18 protein-coding genes are annotated in these 23,585 nt (G+C 67.3%); 12 read left to right on the top strand and 6 right to left on the bottom strand.

Annotated features, from left to right (window positions below; all coding sequences use genetic code 11):
• The first annotated feature begins 121 nt into the window (after positions 1-121).
• From HB681_RS17385 to hprK, 4 genes are all read left to right on the top strand, one after another.
• Positions 122-2,212 carry an ATP-dependent helicase gene (locus HB681_RS17385; RefSeq protein WP_213956109.1) on the top strand — a complete coding sequence of 697 codons (2,091 nt, stop codon included), beginning with the start codon at positions 122-124 and terminating at the stop codon, positions 2,210-2,212.
• Between the two features lie 328 nt (positions 2,213-2,540).
• Positions 2,541-2,870, top strand: a complete 330-nt coding sequence (gene raiA, locus HB681_RS17380; protein WP_213956108.1) for a ribosome-associated translation inhibitor RaiA — start codon at positions 2,541-2,543, stop codon at positions 2,868-2,870.
• Between the two features lie 117 nt (positions 2,871-2,987).
• Positions 2,988-3,455 carry a PTS sugar transporter subunit IIA gene (locus HB681_RS17375; protein WP_213956107.1) on the top strand — a complete coding sequence of 156 codons (468 nt, stop codon included), beginning with the start codon at positions 2,988-2,990 and terminating at the stop codon, positions 3,453-3,455.
• A 226-nt stretch (positions 3,456-3,681) separates the two neighbouring features.
• Positions 3,682-4,638 (top strand): HPr(Ser) kinase/phosphatase, encoded by a 957-nt coding sequence (gene hprK / locus HB681_RS17370; protein ID WP_213956106.1) that lies wholly within the window; start codon positions 3,682-3,684, stop codon positions 4,636-4,638.
• 20 nt (positions 4,639-4,658) lie between these two features.
• Here hprK and fur read toward each other — a convergent pair whose 3' ends face one another.
• Entirely contained in the window at positions 4,659-5,078 is a 420-nt protein-coding gene (gene fur, locus HB681_RS17365; protein ID WP_213956105.1) for a ferric iron uptake transcriptional regulator, read from the bottom strand.
• Between the two features lie 85 nt (positions 5,079-5,163).
• Here fur and HB681_RS17360 point away from each other — a divergent pair, with 85 nt between their 5' ends.
• The 4 genes from HB681_RS17360 (at position 5,164) to HB681_RS17345 (ending at position 7,873) form a co-directional block, all read left to right on the top strand.
• Positions 5,164-5,718, top strand: a complete 555-nt coding sequence (locus tag HB681_RS17360) for an outer membrane protein assembly factor BamE (protein WP_213956104.1) — start codon at positions 5,164-5,166, stop codon at positions 5,716-5,718.
• Entirely contained in the window at positions 5,718-6,518 is an 801-nt protein-coding gene (gene dapB / locus HB681_RS17355; protein ID WP_213956103.1) for a 4-hydroxy-tetrahydrodipicolinate reductase, read from the top strand. The genes HB681_RS17360 and dapB overlap by 1 nt, the downstream gene beginning before the upstream one ends.
• 25 nt (positions 6,519-6,543) lie before the next feature.
• Positions 6,544-7,236: a MotA/TolQ/ExbB proton channel family protein gene (locus tag HB681_RS17350; protein WP_213956102.1), complete on the top strand. Its 693-nt coding sequence runs from the start codon at positions 6,544-6,546 to the stop codon at positions 7,234-7,236.
• A 181-nt stretch (positions 7,237-7,417) separates the two neighbouring features.
• Complete coding sequence (locus tag HB681_RS17345) at positions 7,418-7,873, top strand: biopolymer transporter ExbD (protein WP_213956101.1); 456 nt, start codon at positions 7,418-7,420, stop codon at positions 7,871-7,873.
• 205 nt (positions 7,874-8,078) lie between these two features.
• On the opposite strand, the gene HB681_RS17340 is transcribed toward HB681_RS17345, so the two are convergent.
• The 5 genes from HB681_RS17340 to glgB form a co-directional block, all read right to left on the bottom strand.
• A complete protein-coding gene (locus tag HB681_RS17340) occupies positions 8,079-10,553 on the bottom strand; it encodes a glycogen/starch/alpha-glucan phosphorylase (RefSeq protein ID WP_213956100.1) in 2,475 nt (824 codons plus the stop codon).
• Between the two features lie 59 nt (positions 10,554-10,612).
• Complete coding sequence (gene glgA / locus HB681_RS17335; protein ID WP_213956099.1) at positions 10,613-12,073, bottom strand: glycogen synthase GlgA; 1,461 nt, start codon at positions 12,071-12,073, stop codon at positions 10,613-10,615.
• 11 nt (positions 12,074-12,084) lie between these two features.
• A complete protein-coding gene (gene glgC / locus HB681_RS17330; RefSeq protein WP_213956098.1) occupies positions 12,085-13,380 on the bottom strand; it encodes a glucose-1-phosphate adenylyltransferase in 1,296 nt (431 codons plus the stop codon).
• A gap of 72 nt (positions 13,381-13,452) precedes the next feature.
• Entirely contained in the window at positions 13,453-15,492 is a 2,040-nt protein-coding gene (gene glgX, locus HB681_RS17325) for a glycogen debranching protein GlgX (protein ID WP_213956097.1), read from the bottom strand.
• Between the two features lie 550 nt (positions 15,493-16,042).
• A complete protein-coding gene (gene glgB, locus HB681_RS17320; protein ID WP_213956096.1) occupies positions 16,043-18,214 on the bottom strand; it encodes a 1,4-alpha-glucan branching protein GlgB in 2,172 nt (723 codons plus the stop codon).
• Between the two features lie 172 nt (positions 18,215-18,386).
• Here glgB and HB681_RS17315 point away from each other — a divergent pair, with 172 nt between their 5' ends.
• The 4 genes from HB681_RS17315 to HB681_RS17300 all read left to right on the top strand — a co-directional run bounded on the left by HB681_RS17315 (position 18,387) and on the right by HB681_RS17300 (position 23,564).
• Entirely contained in the window at positions 18,387-19,703 is a 1,317-nt protein-coding gene (locus HB681_RS17315) for a hypothetical protein (RefSeq protein WP_213956095.1), read from the top strand.
• Between the two features lie 167 nt (positions 19,704-19,870).
• Positions 19,871-22,513 carry a leucine--tRNA ligase gene (gene leuS, locus HB681_RS17310; protein WP_213956094.1) on the top strand — a complete coding sequence of 881 codons (2,643 nt, stop codon included), beginning with the start codon at positions 19,871-19,873 and terminating at the stop codon, positions 22,511-22,513.
• A 95-nt stretch (positions 22,514-22,608) separates the two neighbouring features.
• A complete protein-coding gene (gene lptE, locus HB681_RS17305) occupies positions 22,609-23,094 on the top strand; it encodes an LPS assembly lipoprotein LptE (protein WP_213956093.1) in 486 nt (161 codons plus the stop codon).
• Positions 23,094-23,564, top strand: coding sequence for an Lrp/AsnC family transcriptional regulator (locus HB681_RS17300; protein ID WP_213956092.1), 471 nt, complete (start codon positions 23,094-23,096; stop codon positions 23,562-23,564). The genes lptE and HB681_RS17300 overlap by 1 nt, the downstream gene beginning before the upstream one ends.
• Positions 23,565-23,585 lie beyond the last annotated feature (21 nt).

Below are 23,585 nucleotides of genomic sequence, written 5' to 3'. Positions count from 1 at the left end.
ACCGCGCGTTTGCAATGTGCGGGTTTGCCTCCCGCTCCCCTCGGGGAGAGGGCCGGGGTGAGGGCCCCACCTGCGGCTCTGCGACCTGTGTGCGCTGGATGGATGTACAGTTCGCTTTCCCATGTCGCTGACCGTCGAAGCTCCCTCCCAAGCCGTCGAAACACCCGCGCAACGCCTGGCGTCGGTCCTCGCCGCGCTCAACGACGAGCAGCGCACGGCCGTCATGCATCCAGGGCCCGAGCCGCTGCTCGTGATTGCGGGCGCCGGCTCGGGCAAGACCAGCACGCTGGCGCATCGCGTGGCGCACCTGATCGCCAAGGGCGCAGATCCCCAGCGCATCCTGTTGCTGACCTTCTCGCGCCGGGCAGCGCAGGAAATGGAGAGGCGCGCCGGACAGGTGGTGGCGCGCGTGCTGGGCCTGCGCTCCGAAGCGCCGCCGGCCCTGCCCTGGGCCGGCACCTTTCACGGCGTCGGTGCTCGCATCCTGCGCGAGCACGCCACGCAGATCGGCCTCGACGAGAACTTCACCATCCACGACCGCGGTGATGCCGAGGACCTCATGGGCCTGGTGCGGCATGAGATCGGGCTGTCCGCCACCACGCGGCGCTTCCCGCGCAAGGGCACCTGCCTCGCGATCTATTCGCGCTGCGTCAACACTCGCGAGCCGCTCGAAAGCGTGCTCAAGCACACCTTCCCCTGGTGCGCGGAATGGGCTGCCGAACTCAAGCGGCTGTTCGGCGGCTACGTCGAGGCCAAGCAGCAGCAGAACCTGCTCGACTACGACGACCTGCTGCTTTGCTGGGCCGAGATGATGAGCGAGCCGTCCCTGGCCGAACTCGTCGGCTCGCGCTTCGACCATGTGCTGGTCGACGAATACCAGGACACCAACCGCCTGCAGGCCGCGATCCTGATTGCGCTCAAGCCCGATGGCCGCGGCCTGACCGTGGTGGGGGACGACGCGCAATCGATCTACTCGTTCCGCGGCGCCACCGTGCGCAACATCCTCGACTTCCCCGGCCAGTTCTCGCAGGCGGCACGCATCGTCACGCTGGAGCGCAACTACCGCTCCACGCAGCCGATCCTCGATGTGTCCAACGCCGTCATTGCGCATGCCGCCGAGCGCCATGCCAAGACCCTCTGGACCGACAAGCCGTCCGCCGGCCAGCCCCAATTGGTGCTGGTGCCCGACGAGGCGCAGCAGGCCACCTGGGTGTGCGACCGCATCCTGGCGCACCGCGAGGGCGGCCTCGCGCTGAAGTCGCAAGCCGTGCTGTTCCGCACCTCCAGCCACAGCGCCGCGCTGGAACTCGAACTGGCGCGCCGCAACATTCCCTTCGTCAAGTACGGCGGCCTCAAGTTCCTGGAGGCGGCCCACGTCAAGGACCTGCTGGCGGTGCTGCGATTCGTGCAGAACCCGCGCGGGCGCATGGCCGGCTTTCGGGTGACGCAGCTCATTCCGGGCGTCGGCCCGGCCACCTCGTCGCGGTTGCTCGACGCCATGGGCGAGGCGGCCGATCCCGGCGCCGTGGTGCGGGACTTCCAGCCGCCGTCGGGAACTCGACAGGAATGGCAACGTTTTGCCGACATCTACGGGGAGTTGCGAGCAGCGGCTTCGCCCTGGCCTGCCGACATGGAAGCGGCGCTGCGCTGGTACCTGCCGCAACTCGAACGACTGCATGACGATGCCGGCGTGCGCCGCGGCGACCTCGAACGATTGGCTCGACTTGCATCGGGTTATTCATCGCGTGAAAGTTTTCTTACGGAACTTACGCTCGACCCGCCGTCGGCCACCAGCGACCGCGCCGGCCCGCCGCTGCTCGATGAGGATTACCTGATCCTGTCGACCATCCATTCGGCCAAGGGGCAGGAGTGGCGCTCGGTGCATGTGCTCAACGTGGTGGACGGCTGTATGCCTGCCGACGTGGCCCAGGGCGCGGCCGAACTGGAGGAGGAGCGCCGGCTGCTTTACGTCGCAATGACGCGTGCGCGCGACCATTTGCACCTGGTCGTGCCGCAGCGCTTCTATGTAACGCAGCAGGCCGCGCGGGGCGACCGCCATGTGTACGCCGGCCGCACTCGCTTCATCGATGCGGCCGACGCCGCGGGCTTCGAGCACGTCACCTGGCCGCCGCCACCCGAGCGCCCTGTCTTCGTGCCGCCGCCGGCGGCCGCTATCGACCTTCGAAATCGCCTGCGCAACGCCTGGAAATAGCGCCGTCGCGCGCTCGTTGGACGAAGTGAATAAAAACTCACTACAGCGTTTTTGAAACCGACGGTAACTACCTGCAACGTGTGCAATGCATCACGGTTTTCCCTGCCATTCGGGGATTGCAATTCGATGACACGGGGGGCATAGTGAACCGGACCCCCAGCGGGTTTTCTGCAACCACCTCTCTTTCCCTTCCCTTCCACACCTCTTTTTTCCGCTCCCTTCCCGTCCCTTCCACTCCCTATCCATGTTGTCCCCGTGGCCCGCCCTCAATCGAGGAAAGGTCCTTTTCACCAACGGTCTATCAACGGTCTATCCCAGGAGGTCATTCATGAATCTGACGATCAGCGGTCATCACCTCGACGTCACTCCAGCATTGCGCAGCTATGTCACTAGCAAGCTTGATCGGATCACCCGCCACTTCGACCAGGTGGTCGATGTCAAGGTGCTGCTAACGGTTGAAAAGCAGAAGGAAAAGGAGCGCAGGCAACGGGCCGAGTGCAACATCCACGTGAAGGGCAATGACATGTTCGCCGAGTCGAGCCATGCTGATCTCTACGCCGCTGTCGACGAGCTGGTCGACAAGCTGGACCGCCAAGTGGTGCGCCACAAGGACCGTCTGCAGGACCATCATCACGCCGCGCCCAAGCGCATCATGTAATACGGACTGTTTCGAGCCGCTGACGTGGCTCAGGGCAAACACTCTTGCGGGCCGCCTTTTGGCGGCCCTTTGCTTTTCGCGAGGTCGGTGCATAATCGCCGTCGCCCTGCCCCAAACATGAATCGCCTCGCGTCCATCCTGCCGCCCGCTCAAGTCCTTGTGAGCGTCGACGCTACAAGCAAGAAACGTGCCTTCGAAGAGGCCGGCTTGCTGTTTGAAAACCTCCACGGCCTCGGTCGCGCCTTGATCACCGACAGCCTGTTCGCGCGCGAACGGCTCGGATCGACCGGGCTTGGTCACGGCGTGGCGATACCACACGGTCGCATCAAGGGCCTCAAGGCGCCGATGGCGGCCGTGTTCCAGTTGGCCGATCCGATCGGCTTCGACGCGCCCGACGAGCAACCGGTCGTGCTGCTGATCTTCCTGCTGGTGCCGGAGGCGGCCACGCAGAAGCACCTCGAAATCCTCTCCGAGATTGCCGAATTGCTCAGCGATTCCGGCCTGCGCGAAAAGATCAAGTCCAGCACCGATGCGCGCGCCCTCCATGCGCTGATCGCGGGCTGGCAGTCCGCGCAAGTCGCGTAAGTTCCACTCGCCTTTGAATGGCGCATTTCGTGCGCTTTTCCAGCCGCTGCTGCGGCCCCTTCCGATGGCATGGCAGCCGCCGGGTTCCCGGCGCCAGCGTCGCTCGCCCTCAGGCTTTGCGCCATCGCGCGCCCTGCCAGCGAGGCCATGCCAGTGGCCCCGCAATGCCGGTTCCACGTTATTCTTGGACTGAATACCCCAGAGCATTCGTCCTTTCCCATCACCCATGAAGCACACAGTCATCAGCGCGGACGCGATGTTCGAGGAATTTCGCGGATCGCTTCGCTGGGAGTGGCTGGCCGGGCTGGGCGCATCGGAGCGGCAGTTCGAATCGGACGTCATCAGTCGCGCGCAGTCTGCGGCAGACCTGGTCGGCTACCTCAACTACATCCACCCCTATCGCGTGCAGATCCTCGGCGCACGCGAGGTGGCCTACCTCACGCGCGGCACCAAGGAAGACTGCGCCCGGCGCATTGCGCGCATCGTCACGCTGGAGCCGCCGATGCTGGTGCTGGCCGACGCGCAGACCGCGCCGGACGAACTGCTGTCGATCTGCGAACGCGCGCAATTGCCGCTGTTCGCCACGCGCGAGTCCTCGGCCTTCGTGATCGACCTGCTGCGCGCCTACCTGTCCAAGCACTTCGCCGAGCGCACCTCGATGCACGGCGTGTTCATGGACATCCTGGGCATGGGCGTGCTGATCACCGGGGAATCGGGGCTGGGCAAGAGCGAACTGGGGCTGGAGCTCATCTCCCGCGGCAACGGGCTGGTGGCCGACGACGCGGTGGACGTGTTCCGCATCAACCAGAACACCATCGAAGGCCGTTGCCCCGAACTGCTGCAGAACCTGCTGGAGGTGCGCGGCATCGGCCTGCTCGACATCCGCGCGATCTTCGGCGAGACGGCGGTGCGCCGCCGCATGCGGCTCAAGCTGATCGTGCACCTGGTGCGGCGCGACAGCTTCGAGCGTGACTATGAGCGCATGCCTTCGGCGCCGCTGACGCAGGATGTGCTGGGCGTGCCGGTGCGCAAGGTCATCATCCAGGTGGTGGCCGGCCGCAACATCGCCGTGCTGGTGGAGGCGGCGGTGCGCAATTCGATCCTGCAGTTGCGCGGCATCGACACGTACGCCGATTTCGTCGCGCGTCACCACAAGGCGATGGAGAGCGGCCTGGCGGAGTGACCGGCCGTCTTTACCCGGCTTTACCTTCGACTGGTGCAGCTGGCGCAGAGGCCGTAGAGGGACATCGCGTGATCCTGCAGGATCCAGCCCTTGTCCTGGGCGATCATCTGCTGTCGGCGCTCGATCTCGGGGTCGTAGAACTCCTCGACCTTGCCGCATCCGGTGCAGATCAGGTGATCGTGGTGCTTGCCTTCGTTGAGTTCGTAGACCGCCTTGCCGCTCTCGAAGTGGCTGCGCTCCAGGATGCCGGCCTGCTCGAACTGCGTCAGCACCCGGTAGACGGTGGCCAGGCCGATGTCGGAATGCTCGTTGAGCAGTACGCGGAAAACGTCTTCCGCCGTCATGTGCCGCTGCCCGCCGGTCTGGAAGATCTCGAGGATCTTCAGGCGCGGGAGCGTGGCCTTCAGGCCGGTGTTCTTGAGTTCTTCGATGTTGGCCATGGTGGTTTCAGTGATGGCCCGCGGACCGGGTCCGCCGGGGGCCAGCCGCTACAATGGTTCGATCATATCGCTACCCTTTCTCCCCATGCCCGTCATCCCCCATTGCCGATCGGGCGCGCTGGCCGCCGCACTGCTGACGTGCTTGAGCCTGGCGGCTTGCAGCAGCGTTGCGGACAGCACGCGCGGCGCGCTCACGGCGGTCACGCCCTACAAGATCGAAGTGGTGCAGGGCAATTTCGTTTCCAAGGAACAGGTCGGCGCGCTTCGCACCGGCATGTCCCGCCAGCAGGTACGTGACATCCTCGGCACCTCCTTGCTGAGCGATGTATTCCATGCCAATCGCTGGGACTACGTGTTCACGATTCGGCGCCAGGGCGTGGAGCCGCAGCAGCGTCGCCTGACGCTGTACTTCGACGGCGAATTGCTGCAGCGCTTCGAAGGCGACGAGATGCCGAGCGAGGAAGAATTCGTTGCCACGCTCGACACGCGTCGCAAGAGCGGCAAGGTGCCCGAGCTCGAGGTTCCGGAAGACAAGCTCAAGAAGATCGCGCCGGCCGAGCCGGAAAAGTCCGCTGAAGAGACCGCCGCGCGCGCGCCGCTGCCGGCGAGCTATCCCCCCCTCGAATCGACGGGTCGCTGATGCATCGCATTGCCATTGCCGGCGCGTCCGGCCGCATGGGGCGCATGCTGATCGAGGGTGTTCGCGACGCAGACGACTGCCAGCTCGCCGGTGCGCTCGATATCGCCGCAAGCCCCGCCATCGGTAGCGATGCCGGCGCCTTTCTCGGATTCAACTCGGGCGTCCCGATCGTCGCCGACCTGCGCCAGGGTCTCCAGAACGCACAGGTGCTGATCGACTTCACGCGACCTGAAGGTACGCTGGCGCATCTCGCGGCATGCCGCGAGCTTGGCGTGCAGGCGGTCATCGGGACCACCGGCTTCAGCGATGCGCAGAAGGTGGAGATCGCCGCGTTCGCCGAGGACATCGCGATCGTGCTGGCGCCGAACTTCAGCGTCGGCGTCAACGTCACCTTCAAGCTGCTCGAAATGGCCGCCAAGGCGCTCTCGACGGGCTACGACATCGAGATCATCGAGGCGCATCACCGGCACAAGGTCGATGCGCCTTCGGGCACCGCGCTCAAGATGGGCGAGGTCATCGCGGACGCGCTGGGCCGCGACCTGAAGGATTGCGCCGTGTACGCCCGCGACGGCATCACTGGCGAGCGCGACCCGTCCACCATCGGCTTTTCCGCGATACGCGGCGGCGACATCGTGGGCGAACACACCGTGCTGTTCGCCGGCACCGGCGAGCGCATCGAGATCACGCACAAGTCGGGCAACCGGGCGCACTATGTCCAGGGCAGCCTGCGGGCGGTGCGTTTCCTGGCCGACAGGAAGGCCGGCTTGTTCGACATGTTCGACGTGCTCGGCCTGAAGTGACGAACTTCGGGCCCGCTGTCACCGGATGACCGTCCTCGAGCAGCTGACCCAGGGCGACGGTGTCAGCCGCGGCGTGGCGGCGCTGTTGCTGGCGATGTCGATCGGCAGTTGGGTTGTCATTCTCTGGAAGACCTGGTTCCTGCGCGGCGGCACGCGCGACCTGCTGCGCAGTGTTGCGGCCTTCTGGCAGGCGCACACGCTCACCGAGGCGCTGCATCACGTCAAGTCCTTCGACCGCGGAATGCTGGTGCTGCCCTCTGTGCTGGCATTGCAGGGCCTGGCAAGTTCACCGGCGACAAAGGGCAGCCTCGGCGCCACGGGCGGGCGCGACGCGCACCTGACGCGGGTGCTCCGTGTGGCATTGCATGGGACCATGCGGCGCGTGTCGGCAGGGCAGATCCTGCTGGCCACCGTGGGCGCGACCGCGCCTTTCGTCGGCTTGCTGGGCACGGTCTGGGGCATCTACCACGCGCTGACGGGCATCGCGCAGTCCGGCGCCTTCACCATCGACAAGGTGGCCGGTCCCGTCGGCGAGGCGCTGATCATGACGGCCGCCGGGCTGGCGGTCGCCATTCCTGCCGTGCTGGCCTACAACTGGTTCGGCCGCGTGATCGGGCGGATCGAGGCGGAACTGGAAGGCTTTGCGCACGACCTGCTGGCGGTGTTCGGCGAGCGGCCCGAAGCGGGCTTGCCGGCGGCCGGGACGATGTTGATCTGAACATGACCCCCACGCTTGCTCACTTCGTGTGCTCGCTGCCCCCGAGAGGGCTGCAGGCCGCCTTGGGAGCGGCCCGGCGTCGGCCTGGACATGACGACCCCCACCCTCGTTCACTTCGTGTGCTCTCTGCCCCCGAGGGGGTTGCAGCCCGCCTTGGGAGCGGCCCGGCGCCGGCCTGATCATGCCCTTCGGTCGCTCAGCCCTGGGAAGCAGCAGCGGCAGCGGTGGTCGGGCCACGGGCGCGGGCGGGCAGCGGCCGCTGTCGGACATCAACGTGACGCCGCTGGTGGACGTGATGCTGGTGTTGCTGGTGATCTTCATCATCACGGCGCCGTTGCTGGCCAGTTCGATCCGGCTCGACCTGCCGCAGACCGATGCGGGCAAGCCGAACGACGAGCCGCGCTTCGTGAGCCTGGTGGTGGATGCCAAGGGGATCGTCTATCTCAACGACGTGCCCATGGACGATGCGCAACTCGCCGCGCGCCTGAAGCAGGCGGCGCTCGAAAATCGCGATACCGAGGTGCAACTGCGCGCGGACATCACCGTGCCCTACGGCAAGGTGGTCCAGATCATGGGGATCGCGAACACGGCGGGGTTGAGCCGGATCGGCTTCGTGACGGAAGCGCCTGCGCGCTGACTGCGGGCGGTGGGGGTTGTCGTACGGTCAAGTCCGATTTACGGCACCCCATACCGCTGCCTGATAACGCCGAAAGTCCTCCGCGAGCGTGAACCCAGTGCGAGCGCAGCGAAGCATGTTCGTGGGCACCCGCGGAGCCGGCTTTGCCGGGCCGCAGGGTGCGCCCCCTGGAGGGGGAGGCGCCGCAGGCGCGTCGGGGGTGGGCCTATTCCATCAAGTGCACCGGCTTGGTCTTCCAGATATCGTACGAATACTCGGCGATCGTGCGGTCTGACGAGAACGCGCCCATGCCGGCGACGTTGAGGATCGCCATGCGGGTCCAGGCGTCGCTGTCGCGGTACAGCGCGTCGACCTTCTCCTGCATTTCGACGTAGCTCGCGTAGTCGGCCAGCAGCAGGTAGTTGTCGCCCCAGTTCACCAGCGTGTCGAAGACCTGCTGGTAGCGCGAAGGCTCGCCGTGCGAGAACATGCCGTCGCGGATCGCGTCGAGCACGCGCTTGAGTTCGAGGTCGTTGTCGTAGTAGACGCGCGGCTGATAACCCTTGGCGCGGATGTCGGCAACCTCGGGCGTGGTGTGGCCGAAGATGAAGATGTTCTCGGCGCCGACGTTCTGCTGCATCTCGACGTTGGCGCCGTCCAGCGTGCCGATGGTCAGCGCGCCGTTGAGCGCGAACTTCATGTTGCCGGTGCCGGAGGCTTCCGTGCCGGCGGTGGAGATCTGCTCGCTGAGGTCGGCGGCCGGGATGATGCATTCGGCCAGGCTCACGCTGTAGTTGGGCAGGAACACCACCTTCAGCAGCTTGCCCACGCGCTCGTCGTTGTTGATGACGGCGCCGACGTCGTTGATGAGGCGGATCACCATCTTGGCCATGGCATAGGCGGAGGCCGCCTTGCCGGCGAACACCACCACGCGCGGCACATGGGGCGCGTCGGGCTCATCGAGGATGCGGTGGTAGCGCGTGATGACGTGCAGCACGTTGAGCAACTGGCGCTTGTATTCGTGCATGCGCTTGACCTGCACGTCGAACATGGCGTCGGTGTCGACGACGATGCCCATGTGCTGCTCGATCCAGTTGGCCAGGCGCAGCTTGTTCTCGCGCTTGGCATGGCGGAAGGCGCGTACGAAGGGCGCCTGCGCGGCCATCGGCCTGAGCGCCTGCAGCTGGTTGAGGTCGCGTCGCCAGCCGCGGCCGATGCGGGCGTCCAACAGGCTGGCCAGCGGCGGGTTGGCCTGCGCCAGCCAGCGGCGCGGCGTGACGCCGTTGGTCTTGTTGTTGAAGCGCTCGGGGAAGATCTTGTTGAAGTCGGCAAAGATCGACTGCTTCATCAGCTCCGAATGCAGGCCCGAGACACCGTTGATCGAATGGCTCGCGAGCACCGCGACGTAGGCCATGCGCACGCGGCGCTCGCCCGATTCGTCGACCAGCGAAAGGCGACGCATCAGGTCGTGGTCGCCACCGAACTTCTGCGCCACGGAGCCAAGGAATCGCGAGTTCAGGTCATAGATGATCTGCAGGTGGCGCGGCAGGATGCGGCCCATCATCTCGACCGGCCAGGTCTCCAGCGCCTCGTGCATCAGCGTGTGGTTGGTGTAGCTGAACACCTTCTGGACCTGCTCCCAGGCCGCGTCCCACGGCAGGTTGTGCTCGTCCAGCAGCAGGCGCATCAGCTCGGGCACGGCCAGCACCGGGTGCGTGTCGTTCAGGTGGATGCTGACCTTTTCGGAGAGCTTGTCGAAGTTGGTGTGGGTGCGCAGGTAGCGGCGCAGCAGGTCCTGCACGCTGGCGCTGCAGAAGAAGTATTCCTGGTGCAGGCGCAGCTCGCGGCCGGACGGCGTGGAGTCGTCCGGATAGAGCACGCGCGAGACGTTCTCGGAGTGGTTCTTGCTTTCGACGGCGGCCATGTAGTTGCCGCGGTTGAAGGCCGAGAGGTCGATCTCCTCCGTGGCGCGCGCCGACCAGAGCCGCAGGGTGTTGGTGGCCGGCGTGCCGTAGCCCGGAATGATGGTGTCGTAGGCCACGGCCAGCACGTCGTGCGTGTCGACCCAGTGGGCGGCGCCGTAGGGCTCGTCATGGCCGACGCGCTTCTGCACGTGGCCGCCGAAGCGCACGCGGTAGTTGACCTCGGGCCGCTGGAATTCCCAGGGGTTGCCGCGCGTGAGCCAGTAGTCGGGCGTCTCGACCTGCTGGCCGTCGACGATGCGCTGGCGGAACATGCCGTATTCGTAGCGGATGCCGTAGCCCATGCCGGGTACGCCGAGCGTGGCCATGGAGTCGAGGAAGCAGGCCGCCAGCCGACCGAGGCCGCCGTTGCCCAGCGCCGCGTCGGGCTCGCGCTCGGTCAGCGCCTCGATGTCGACCCCGAAGTCGGTCAGTGCCTGCTTCACCGTGCCGTACAGCTCCAGCGCGAGCAGCGCGTTGGTGAAGGTGCGCCCGATGAGGAACTCCATCGAGAGGTAGTAGACGCGCTTCAGGTCCTGCTTGTAGTTGGCGCGGGTGGTCGCCATCCAGCGCTCGACGAGTTGGTCTCGCACCGCCGCCGCCGTGGCGTGCAGCCAGTCGTCCTGGCTGGCCGCGACGGGATCCTTGCCGACCGTGTAGATCAGCTTGTTGGCGACGGCCCGCTTGAAGGCCGCGACGTCGCGGTCGGGGTGGTCGTAGGCAAATTCTTCGATCGTCATGCGCGTATCCCTAGAGTCGTCTTTCTTGTAAGCAAGAGCGGGGCCGGGTTGGCTTTTTTTCAACTCAACGCCCATTTGTAGACCTCGATGTAGCGCGCGGCGGCCGTGCCCCAGTCGGCGGGGCGGCGCATGGCGGTAGCGCGCACGCGGCGCCAGTCCGCTGGACGGGCATACAGGGCGAAGGCGCGGCGCAGGGCGCGGTGGTAGCCCTCGCCGCTGAACTCGTCGAAGGTGAAGCCGGTGGCAGTGCCCGCGGCCATGTCCTCCAGCGTGGTGTCGACCACGGTATCGGCCAGCCCGCCCACGCGATGCACCAAGGGGAGGCTGCCGTAGCGCAGGCCGTACATCTGGGTCAGGCCGCAGGGCTCGAACAGCGAGGGCACCAGCGTCACGTCGCTGCCGCCGAACAACTGGTGCGCAAGCGGCTCGTCGTAGCCTATGGTGACGCTCACCGAGTCAGGCGCGGCGGCTGCGCGCTGGCGGAAAGCGTCTTCGAGCCACCCGTCGCCGCTGCCGAGCAGGGCCAGCTGGCCGCCCTGGGCGAGCAGGGCGTCCAGGCCGTCGAGCACCAGCGGCAGGCCCTTCTGTTCCGTCAGGCGGCTCACGATGACGAACAGCGGCGCGTCGGGCGCAGCGGCCAGGCCGAGCTTCTGTTGCAGGGCGGCCTTGCACGTGGCCTTGCCCCCGGGGCGGCGCACATCGAAGGGCGCGGCGAGCAGCGGGTCGCCGGCGGGGTTCCAGATGGCGTCGTCGACCGCGTTGAGGATGCCGTGCAGGGTGTAGCTGCGGCTGCGCAGCAGGCCGTCGAGGCCGAAGCCCTGCTCGGGCGTCTGGATCTCGCCGGCGTAGGTCGGGCTGACCGTGCTGAGGCGATCGGCGTAGAAGAGGCCGGCCTTCATGAACGAGACCTGGCCGTGGTATTCGAGGCCGTTGAGATGGAAGGCCTGGTGCGGCAGGCCGAGTTCGGTGAAGGTCCACGGCGGGAACACGCCCTGGTAGGCCAGGTTGTGGATCGTATACAGGCTGCGCACGCGCGGGCGGCCGGTCCAGTCGGCGAAGGCCAGATAGGCGGGCGCCAGCGCGGCGTGCCAATCGTGTGCGTGCACCAGTTCGGGTTGCCAGCTTGGGTCGAGCCCTTGCGCGATGCGTGCGGCCGCCCAGCCGAGCAGGGCGAAGCGCCGGTGGTTGTCGGCGTAGGGCCGCCGGTTGCCGTCTTCGTAGGGGTTGCCGGGGCGGTCGTAGAGGCTGGGCGCCTCGATGACGTAGGTGGGCAGGTCGGGCGCGCCGGCCGTGGCGATGTGGCCCTTGAGCAGGCGGGCCGGTTCGCCCCACGGCGCCTGGAAGTCGGCGACGGGCGCGAGGCCCTTCACGCCCGAAAGGATGGCCGGGAAGCCCGGCAGCAAGGCGCGTACCTCCTGGCCGGCGGCCGCCAGCGCCAGCGGCAGCGCACCGGCGATGTCGGCCAGTCCGCCGGTCTTGAGGAGGGGAAATATCTCGGCGCTGACCTGGAGGATTCGCATCGGCAACGGGCTTACGTTGCCAAGCGGGCGAGCATCTCGCGCGTGACGAGGGTCACGCCGGCCTCGGTGCGTTCGAAGCGGGCGGCATCGGCGGCGGCGTCCTCGCCGATCACGGTGTCGTCCGGCAGCACGCAGCCGCGGTCGATGACTACCTTGCTGAGGCGGCAGTTGCGGCCGACTTCCACGTCGGGCAGCAGCACGGCCTGCGTGATGGTGCAGAAAGAATGCACGCGCACGCCGGAGAACAGCACCGAGTCGCTCACCGACGAGCCCGAGACGATGCAGCCGCCCGAGACGATGGTGTTGTAGGTGATGCCCGGCTTGCCATCGGCGCCGAACACGAACTTGGCCGGCGGCAGCTGGCGCTGGTAGGTCCAGATCGGCCAGTTGGTGTCGTAGATGTCCAGTTCGGGCGTGATCGAGGCGAGGTCGAGGTTGGCGGCCCAGAACGCGTCGATGGTGCCGACGTCGCGCCAGTAGGCCGGGCTGTCGCCGCCGCGCGTGGCGCGGGTGACGCAGGACATGCCGAACGGGTGGGCCAGCGCGCGGCCCTCGGCGACGGCGCGCGGGATGATGTCCTTGCCGAAGTCGTGGTCGGAGGCGGGGTTGTTGCTGTCGTCCTCGAGCAGCTTGTAGAGGTACTCGGAGTCGAAGATGTAGATGCCCATGCTGGCCAGCGCGATGTCGGGCTTGCCGGGCATGGCGGGCGGGTCGGCCGGCTTCTCGAGGAAGGCCGTGACCTTGCGGTCGTCGGTGATGTGCATCACGCCGAAGGCGACGGCTTCCATGCGCGGCACCTCGATGCAGCCGACCGTGCAGCCCAGGCCGCTCTGCACGTGGTCGGCCAGCATGATCGAGTAGTCCATCTTGTAGATGTGGTCGCCGGCCAGCACCACCACGTAGTCATGCGGCGTGGAGCGGGTCTGGATGATGTCGAGGTTCTGGAACACCGCATCGGCCGTGCCGCGGTACCAGTGCTCGTCGCCGACGCGCTGCTGCGCGGGCAGCACGTCGACCATCTCGTTGAGTTCGGCGCGCAGGAAACTCCAGCCGCGCTGCAGGTGCCGCATCAGCGAATGCGACTTGTACTGCGTGACCACCGCCATGCGCCGGATGCCGGAGTTGAGGCAGTTGGACAGCGCGAAGTCGATGATGCGGAACTTGCCGCCGAAGTACACGGCCGGCTTGGCGCGTCGGTCGGTCAGTTGCTTGAGGCGGGAGCCGCGTCCGCCAGCCAGCACCAGTGCGATGGTGCGGCGGACCAGTTGATGGGCTTGCTGGGTCGGTTGGGCAATGTTCGAGTCCATGGGTTGTCTCCCGGTTGTTGTGATGCGCGTTGGAGGTGCGGTCAGCGTAGCACCGGCCGTGCCAAATGGCTGCTACGTTCTTGCGACCCAAAGGCTCGATGGCGGCAGGTTGGCGCCTGCCGCCAGTAGGCGTGGCGTGTCTTGCGGGTTGTCGCTGGCGAGTTGCAGGGTCCAGTTGCCGGGGGGCAGGGCGAAGTCGATGGCTTGTGTTCCGGCGTTGAACAGCACCAGCCACTGCGGCGCGGGTGCAGGCGTTTCGAACAGGATGGCCAGCGCGGGCGTGTCGGGGCGTTGCCAGTCGCCAGGGGTCAGGTCGCTGCCCTCGGGAGTGCGCCAGCGCAAGGCCGGCTCGCCATCGACCGGCGTGCCGGGCCACCAGCCGGCGTGCCGAAGCGGCTCGGCCTCGCGGCGCAGCGCCAGCACGCGCGCCACGAAGTCGGTGAGGCCGCCGTCGTCCTGCTGCCAGTCGAGCCAGGTCAGCGGGCCGTCCTGGCAATAGGCGTTGTTGTTGCCCTGCTGCGTCTGGCCGAGTTCGCTGCCGGCCAGCATCATGGGCGTGCCTTGCGAGAGCAGCAGCGAGGCGAGCAGTGCGCGCTGCAGCCTGGCGCGCTGCGCCAGCACCGCGGCATCGTCGGTCTCGCCTTCGACACCGCAGTTGTTGCTGTGGTTCTGGCTGCTGCCGTCGCGGCCTTGCTCGCCATTGGCTTCGTTGTGGCGCTCGTTGTAGCTGACCAGGTCGCGCAGCGTGAAGCCGTCATGCGCAACGATGAAGTTGACGCTCGCCGTGGGGGCGCGGCCGTCGTGATTGAAGCGGTCGCTGGAGGCGGTGAAGCGCTGGGCGAACTCACCGCGCGAGACGCCGCCGCGCAACCAGAACGTGCGCAGCGTGTCGCGGTAGCGGTCGTTCCATTCGAGCCAGCCCGGCGGGAATTCGCCGACGCGGTAGCCGCCCATGCCGATGTCCCAGGGTTCGGCGATCCACAGCGCATCGGCCAGCACGGGGTCTTGCCGGGCGGCGGCGAGGAAGGGCGCGCGCGGGTCGAACTCGCCATCGGCGCCGCGCGCGAGCACGGTGGCCAGGTCGAAGCGGAAGCCGTCGACGCCGAGCTGGATGACCCAGTGGCGCAGGCTGTCCATGCAGAGCTGCACCACGCGCGGCTGGCTGAAGTCGAGGCAGTTGCCGCAGCCGGTCCAGTTCTCGTAGAGCGCGCGGTCGTCGCGGCGCAGGTGGTAGTAGAGGGCGTTGTCGATGCCGCGCATCTGCAGGGTCGGCCCGAGTTCGTCAGTCTCCGCGCTGTGGTTGTAGACGACGTCGATGACCAGTTCCATGCCGCGCGCGTGGATGGCGTCGGCCATGGCGCGGAACTCGCTCGCGGGCGTGGTGCCGGCGCGGCCGCTCCAGTAGCGCGCTTCCGGCGCGAACCAGCCGATGGTGCTGTAGCCCCAGTAGTTGCCGAGGCCCATGTTGAGCAGGCGCTGTTCGTCGGCGCGGTGCTGGACGGGCAGCAGGCTCAGGGTGGTGACGCCCAGGCGCTGCAGGTGGTCGAGCACGGCGGGTTCGGCGAGGCCGGCGTAGGTTCCTTGCAATTCGGTAGGCACCTCCGGATGCAGCCGGGTCTGGCCGCGCACGTGCAGTTCGTAGATGACGCGCTGGCCGGCTTCGACGCGCGGGCGCGAAGGCGCCGCCGGCGCGAGCGGCAATGCCACGCGAGCCTTGAGGGCGACCGCACCGTTGTCGCGTGGATCGGGCTGTTCGGGGTTCGCGGGGTCGTGGCCCCAGAAGATGTCGCTGCCGTCGTAGCTGCCGACGATCTCCCGGGCGTAGGGGTCGAGCACGAGCTTGGCGGGGTTGTAGCGATGGCCGTCGTGCGGCGCCCACGGGCCGTGGACGCGGTAGCCATAGACGAGGCCGGCCTGCCCCTGCGGCAGCCGTCCATGCCAGACGCCGTCGGTGCAGGCGGGGAGTTGCAGGCGCTGCTGTTCGTGCGTGCCGGTGCTGTCGAAGAGGCAGAGTTCGACGGCGGTGGCGTTGGGCGCGACGAGTGCGAAGTTGACGCCGTCGTTGTACGGGGTCGCGCCCAGCGGGGTGGGCCAGCCGATGCGTAGCGTCATGTCTTTGGTGCCTTCTCTGACGGTTATTGGAAGTGCCCTTTGGACGGAGCGCCCGGTGCGTGGTGCGGGCCGGGCGACCCTACTGCACCGGCCCCTTCGGGGCTGCCCTGTGCTGCTCGCGTTTCGCGGGGTCCACGTGAACTCGCTTCGCTCAAACAGCACGTGGCCCTGATCCGCAAAACACTGCGCTGCTCGGCGGCGCAGAAGGGATCGCCCGACCCACACCACGCACCGGGCTTGGGGTGATCGAAGCGCGCGCCCTCTTTGCGGAAATGCGGATGAGGAGACTTGCAATGCTCGACGATCGCGTCAACGGCGGTGGGCGGCATGCGCCGGGCCGGCCGTTGAGGCACCGCCGAGCAGCGCAGCGGCAGGCGGATCAGGGCCGCGCGCTGTTTGAGCCGAAGGCGAGTTTGCGCGGACCCCGCCTGTCGTGAGCAGCGCAGGGGAGCCCCGCAGGGGCCGGTGACGTCGGCTGGCCCGGCGCATGCCGCCCGCCGCCGCACCCCCGCAGGCAACCGGCTCTGCAAACGCAACGCAGCAGCCACCTTCACTCCAGCACCCACATCACCGTGGCCAGCGGCGGCACGCTCATCACCAGCGACTGCGAACGCCCATGGTGCGAAACAGCTTCGGAAGCCAGTACCCCATTGCCGACGCCACTGCCGCCATACACGCCGTTGTCGCTATTGATGAGTTCCCGATACGACCCCGCTTCAGGCACACCGAGCCGATAGCCATGCCGCACCACCGGCGTGAAGTTGCACACCGCGATCACGAAGGCCCCGTCGCTGGCCTTGCGGATGAACGCGAAGATCGACTGGTCGACGTCGTCGTGCACGATCCAGTCGAAGCCGGCGCCATCGCAGTCCAGCTCATGCAGCGCCGGGAAGTGGCGGTAGACGTTGTTGAGGTCGCGCACCAGGCGATGCACGCCCTGGTTCGGCGCGTTGTGCTGCAGCAGGTGCCAGTCGAGGCTCTTGTCGGCGTTCCATTCGGCGTGCTGGGCGAACTCGCAGCCCATGAACAGCAACTTCTTGCCGGGGTAGGCCCACAGGTAGCCGTAGAGGGTGCGCAAGCCCGCGAACTTCTGCCATTCGTCGCCGGGCATGCGGCCGATCATCGAGCCCTTGCCGTGCACCACCTCATCGTGCGAGAAAGGCAGCACGAAGTTCTCGCTGTGCGCGTACATCAGGCCGAAGGTCACCTTGCGATGGTGGTGCTTGCGATGCACCGGGTCGATCCCGGCATACGCCAGCGTGTCGTTCATCCAGCCCATGTTCCACTTGTAGTGAAAGCCCAGGCCGCCGTCCTCGGGTGGGCGCGTCACGCCGGGAAAACTGGTGGACTCCTCCGCCACCGTCATCGTGCCGGGCCGCTCGACGCCCACCACATGGTTCATGCGGCGCAGGAAGGCGATGGCTTCCAGGTTCTCGCGGCCGCCATAGGCGTTCGGCACCCACTGGCCCTGCTCGCGGCTGTAGTCGCGGTACAGCATCGAGGCCACCGCATCCACGCGCAGGCCGTCCACGCCATAGCGCTCCAGCCAGTACAGCGCATTGCCGACCAGGTAGTTGCGCACCTCGGTGCGCGCGTAGTTGAAGATCAGCGTCTGCCAGTCGTTGTGGAAGCCCTCGCGCGGATCGGCGTACTCGTACAGCGCGGTGCCGTCGAACTGGCCCAGGCCGTGCGCGTCGGTGGGGAAGTGGGCGGGCACCCAGTCGAGGATCACGCCCAGGCCGGCCGCATGGGCCGTCTCCACGAAATAGCGGAAATCGCCCGGCGTGCCGAAGCGCGAGGTCGGCGCATAGAGCCCGATCGGCTGGTAGCCCCAGGAGCCGTCGAAGGGATGCTCGCTGACCGGCAGCAGCTCGATGTGCGTGAAGCCCATGTCGCGCGCATAGGGCACGAGCGAGTCGGCCAGCTCACGGTAGTCCAGCCAGTCGGCGCCGTTGTTCTTGCGGCGCCAGGAGCCGAGGTGCACCTCGTAGATGCTGATGGGCGCATGCCGATCATTGGCGGCGGCGCGTCCGGCCGGAACCTCGGCCACGCCGGGCAAGGGCTGCACCACGCTGGCCGTGTCGGGGCGAAGCTGCGCGGAGAAGCCGAAGGGATCGGCCTTGCGCAGCACCTCGCCCGTGGACGACAGGATCTCGTACTCGTAGACGTCGCCCGGCGCCAGGCCCGGCGCGAAGATCTCCCACACGCCGCATTCGCTGCGCAAGCGCATCATGTGGCGGCGGCCGTCCCAGTTGTTGAAGTTGCCGACCACCGACACGCGCCGCGCATTCGGCGCCCACACGGTGAAGGCCACGCCCTTGACGCCATCCATCTCGCGCAGGTGCGCGCCCATCTTCTCGTAGGGCCGCAGGTGGGTGCCCTCGGCCAGCAGCCACACATCCATCTCGCCGAGCACCTGGCCGAAGCGGTAAGGGTCCTCGATGTCGGAGGTGTGATCGGCCCAGGTCACCCGCAGGCTGTAGCCGCTGCGGCCCGGGTCGGCCGGAACGAGGCCCTGGAAGAGGTCGCTGTCCGGTGCCCGTTCCAGCGTGGCCAGCGGCCAGCCGGAACTCGCATGCATCACCGCCACGGCTTGTGCGCCGGGCAGCAGCACCCGCACCGCGAGGCCCTCGCCCGTCTCGTGCGGCCCCAGGACGGCGAAGGGGTCGCCATGTTCGGCGCGCATCAGCGCGCGGATCTCGGATTCGGGCAGCGTGGGCATGGGCAGGCTCTCGGCAGAAAAATCCGCAGTCGGGCGAAGGGCACAGCATGATGGCACGGGACCTCGCTTCCGTCCCCGCAGTCGTGAATTCATTCCATGGCCGCATTGCGCGATCCCGCAGAATGGCGTCCTTTCGAGCAACGAGCCGGCTGGCCAGGGAGTGGAAGTGATCGTGAATGCCATCAGGGCGGTGACGCGTGCGGGTGTTGCCTGGGGCGCCGCATTCGTTTGCCTTGCGTGGGCCCCGCTTGCGCAAGCCGATGCGATCGAGGACGGCTTCACCGACTTCAGCGTGTGCGATGCGGGCTTCTTTCGCACGCTGAACCGCGACGCCGCGGCCTGGAGCCCCATCGTTCCGCTCGAAGCCCGCGGCGACCGAAGCTGGCCGAGGGCGCCCGACCGCAAGCCGGCCGGGCTCAACGAGGTGGCGTTCCGCACGCCTGCGGACATCGGCGGGATGAAGGCGGTCTCGTACTTCGGCGAAGCCGCGGACCTCGGCAGCGCGGGCCTGTCCTACCGCTGGGGCTTCCTGGTCGAGGGTGACGTCGATGCGGTCTACAACAAGCTGGGCCCGCTGGCCTACCAGGGCGGTCGCTTGCGCCCCAGCGATGCGGGCGGCTATGCGCGCACCGAGATCAAGGTGCTGGGCTTTCGCTGGCTGCCGGTGGACGTGCCGGCCCGCACCCCGCCCGGCTACGCCAGGACCGAGCGCGCATTGCTGATCGAACCTGATGGCAGGCGCAGGAACCTGACGCGCGTGAGTTGCCGCTTGCATGGCGGCGTCAATGCGGAACTGCTGCAGGAGGTTCGCCCCGACATCGACCCGGCCGACTACCCCGTGCAACTGAGGCCCGCGCTGTTCGATGAAGTGGAGGTGCCGCCCGGGGTGCGCGCGAACCTCGATGCCGCGCGCGCCGGCAAGGACCTCTGGACGCCGAAGTTCAGGAAGCTGCGCTACACCGTGGCGGCCAAGCCGTCGAAGCATGACTCGGAGACCACGTACACCGTCGATGTGGAAGCGCAGCCGGACGGCCTGCTGCGCACGCGGGAAACCTACGACCCTTCGTTCAACGTGCAGCGGCTCGGCCTGGCGGGCCTTGTGCCGCTCAAGACGCGTATGAACGGCCTTTCCGACGGCCGCGTGCTGCTCGTCGGCGGGCTTGCGGCCTCCCTGCCGGCCAGCCTGGCGCCGGGCGAGGACATCCTGCTCTCCACCGAACAGCGCGACGTTCCAGCGCGACCCTTTGCCGATGCGCACCAGAAGACGACCACCACCTGCAAGGTGAAGGCGGCGTACGAGGCGAGCGCGATCCTTTCCTCGATCCCGGGCCGGGCCATCGGGCTGACTTGCCGGTCAGGCGACGCTGGCGCCGACACCGAGGAACGCGCGTTCCTGGAAGACCTGGGCCTGGTCATCAGCCTGGGCAGCCGCAACGAATCGTCAGGTCCCGGCAGCGTGCGGATCGTGCGCTTCGAAGTGGAACGGTAGCGGCACTTATCCTTGCGCCGGCCCTTGTCGCGAAGGCGCAAAAGGCGTGTCAACCCCTCCCTGAAGGTCGCGCTTTCCCTCAAAAGGCCCGAGCCTCGGCCCTGGCACCCCTCCAGCCGCGATAATCGCCTTCCCCGGCCGCCTGGCGCCGGGTTCCAGCGAATGCCATGAACCCCAGCTACACCCCCAGCGACGTCGAGTCTGCCGCCCAGGCCGACTGGCGTGCCGCAGACGCCTACCGCGTCACCGAAGACAGCAAAAAGAAGAAGTACTACGCCTGCTCGATGCTGCCGTACCCCAGCGGGCGGCTGCACATGGGCCACGTGCGCAACTACACCATCAACGACATGCTCACGCGCTACCTGCGCATGAGCGGCTACAACGTGCTGATGCCGATGGGCTGGGACGCCTTCGGCCTGCCCGCCGAGAATGCGGCGCTGAAGAACGGCGTGCCGCCGGCCCAATGGACCTACGAGAACATCGCGTCCATGAAGGAGCAGTTGCAGGCGATGGGCCTGGCCATCGACTGGAGCCGCGAGATCGCCACTTGCGACCCGGCCTACTACAAGTGGAACCAGTGGCTGTTCCTGAAGATGCTGGAGAAGGGCATCGCCTACCGCAAGACCCAGGTCGTCAACTGGGACCCGGTGGACCAGACCGTGCTGGCCAACGAGCAGGTCATCGATGGCAAGGGCTGGCGCACCGGCGCCACCGTCGAGCGCCGCGAGATCCCCGGCTACTACCTGAAGATCAGCGACTACGCAGAAGAGCTGCTCGAGCACACGCAGAACAAGCTGCCCGGCTGGCCCGAGCGCGTCAAGCTGATGCAGGAGAACTGGATCGGCAAGTCCAGCGGCGTGCGCTTCGCCTTCCCGCACGAGATCAAGGATGCCGGCGGCAAGCTGATCCAGGGCGGCCGCATGTACGTGTTCACGACGCGTGCCGACACGATCATGGGCGTGACCTTCTGCGCCGTCGCGCCGGAGCATCCGCTGGCCTTGCACGCCGCAAGGACCAACCCCAAGGTGGCCGCATTCATCGAGGAATGCAAGAGCGGCGGCACGACCGAGGCCGAACTCGCCACGCAGGAGAAGAAGGGCGTGGCCACCGGCCTCTTCGTGCAGCATCCGATCACCGAGGAACCGATCCCGGTGTGGGTGGGCAACTACGTGCTCATGAGCTACGGCGACGGCGCCGTGATGGGCGTGCCTGCGCACGACGAGCGCGACTTCGCCTTCGCCAACAAGTACGGCCTCGAGATCCTGCAGGTGATCATCGACGACGACGCACCCCACTTCAACTACAGGAAGTGGCAGGACTGGTACGCCGACAAGACCAACGGCGTGACCATCAACTCCGACGTCTTCAGCGGCATGCGCCACGAAGAGGCGGTCAACGCCGTGGCGCACGCGCTGCAACTCAAGCGCCTGGGCGACAAGCAGACCACCTGGCGCCTGCGGGACTGGGGCGTGAGCCGCCAGCGCTACTGGGGCACGCCGATCCCGATCATCCATTGCGAAGAGCACGGCGCGGTGCCCGTGCCCGAGAAGGACCTGCCGGTGGTGCTGCCCACCGACTGCGTGCCCGACGGCAGCGGCAACCCGCTGAACAAGCACGAGGGCTTCCATGCCGGCGTGACCTGCCCCGTCTGCGGCAAGCCCGCGCGGCGCGAGACCGACACGATGGATACCTTCGTCGACTCGTCCTGGTACTTCATGCGCTATTGCGACCCGCACAGCGACAACGCCATGGTCGACGGCGGCGCCAAGTACTGGATGGCGATGGACCAGTACATCGGCGGCATCGAGCACGCGATCCTGCATTTGCTCTATGCGCGCTTCTGGACCAAGGTGATGCGCGACCTGAAGCTGGTCACGGTCGACGAGCCCTTCAGCAAGTTGCTCACGCAGGGCATGGTGCTCAACCACATCTACTACACCCGCGGCGAGAAGGGCGGCAAGGACTACTACCCGCCGGCCGATGTGACGCCGGTGGTCGACGCGCAGGGCCGCATCACCGGCGGCACGCTGGCCGACGGCACGGTTGTCGAATACGGCGGCGTCGGCAAGATGGGCAAGACCGAGCGCAACGGCGTCGACCCGCAGGACCTGATCGAGAAGTACGGCGCCGACACCGCGCGCCTCTACACCATGTTCACCGCGCCGCCCGAGGCCACGCTCGAATGGAACGATGCCGCCGTCGAAGGCAGCTACCGCTTCCTGCGCCGGGTGTGGAACTTCGGCGTGGGCCTGCATGACATGGCCGCCGACGTCATGGGCGCGAAGGCCGCGACGGGCTACAGCGCCGAGGCGAAGAAGCTGCGCCGCGAGGTGCACACCGTGCTGCGCCAGATCGACTACGACTACCAGCGCATGCAATACAACACGGTGGTGTCGGGCGCGATGAAGCTGCTCAACGCGCTGGAAGGCTTCAAGCCGCAACCCGGCAACGTGGGCGACACAGCAGCCGTACGCGAGGGCTTCGGCATCCTGCTGCGCTGCCTCTACCCGGCGACGCCGCACATCGCACAGCAACTCTGGAAGGAACTGGGCTACCGCGACGGCCACGGCGACCTGCTCGACACGGCCTGGCCCAAGGTCGATGCCGGCGCGCTGGAGCAGGACGAGATCGAGCTGATGCTGCAGGTCAACGGCAAGCTGCGCGGCGCGGTGCGCGTTCCCTCGGCGGCCTCGAAGCAGGACATCGAGAAGCTGGCCGTGACCAGCGACGACTTCGTCAAGTTCGCGCCGGGCGCGGCGGTCAAGCGCGTGATCGTTGTGCCGGGCCGGCTCGTCAACGTGGTCGTGTGATGGCGAGCGCCCCCAAGCTTCGTGCCGCTACGCCAACCTGCTTCGATGGGGCAACGCCGACGACAGGGCTAGGCCGCTCTGGTGGTGTTGCCGGCATGAACCGCCGCAGCCTCTTGCTGGGCGCCACCTTCGCGCTGGCGGGCTGCGGTTTCGAATTGCGCAAGGCGCCCAACTTCGCGTTCAAGACCATCGCGGTCATGGGCACCTCGTGGGTGGCGATCCGCTTGCGGCGCAACCTGCAGGCCGCCGGCAATGTCGTCGTCGTGCCCGAGGCCGACGCGAAGACGGCCGACGTGATCTTCGACATCCTGGCCGAACCGCGCGAGTCGCTGGTGCTGTCCACCACCTCGGCCGGCCAGGTGCGCGAACTGACGCTGCGTCTGACAGTGCGTTTCCGCCTGCGCACGCCGGCCGGCAAGGAACTGATCAGCGCCGGCGAGATCCGGCAATCGCGCGACATCACGTACAACGAAACCAATGCGCTCGCGAAAGAAACCGAGCAGAACCTGCTCTACCGCGACATGCAGAACGACATCGCGCAGCAGATCGTGCGGCAACTCGGAGCCGTGAAGACACTCTGATGGCGTCTTTCGACCGCGTCGACCGGCTCCTGATCGAATTGCTCCAGGCCGACGGCCGGCAGAGCATGCAGGCGCTCTCGGAGGCGGTACACCTGTCGGCCCGCGCCACGCTGAACCGGGTGCGCCGGCTGGAGGCGGAAGGCATCATCGAAGGCTACCGCGCGCAGATCAACCGGGCGGCGCTCGGGGAGCACGTCGCCGTGTTCGCCGAAGTCACGCTGAAGGACCAGCGCCAGGCCACGGTGCAGCGTTTCGAACGGCACATCGGCGCCTGCCGGGAGGTGGTGGGCTGCTGGCTGGTCAGCGGCCGCTACGACTACCTGCTGCGCCTGGGCTGCCGCGACCTCACGCACTACCGCAACCTCACCAATGCGTGGCTGGATGAAGTCGGCCTGGGCATCGACCGGATCGTGACCAGCACCGAACTGCAGACGGTCAAGGAATTCACCGGCTTCCCGGTCGTGCAGTGATCCCCGGCTGGAACGCATCGC

Source organism: Variovorax sp. dw_954 (assembly GCF_018449755.1).
In the GTDB taxonomy this organism is placed as follows: domain Bacteria; phylum Pseudomonadota; class Gammaproteobacteria; order Burkholderiales; family Burkholderiaceae_C; genus Variovorax.
Note: the sequence above shows the minus strand (reverse complement) of the source record. Positions and strands in the feature narration are given on the sequence as shown.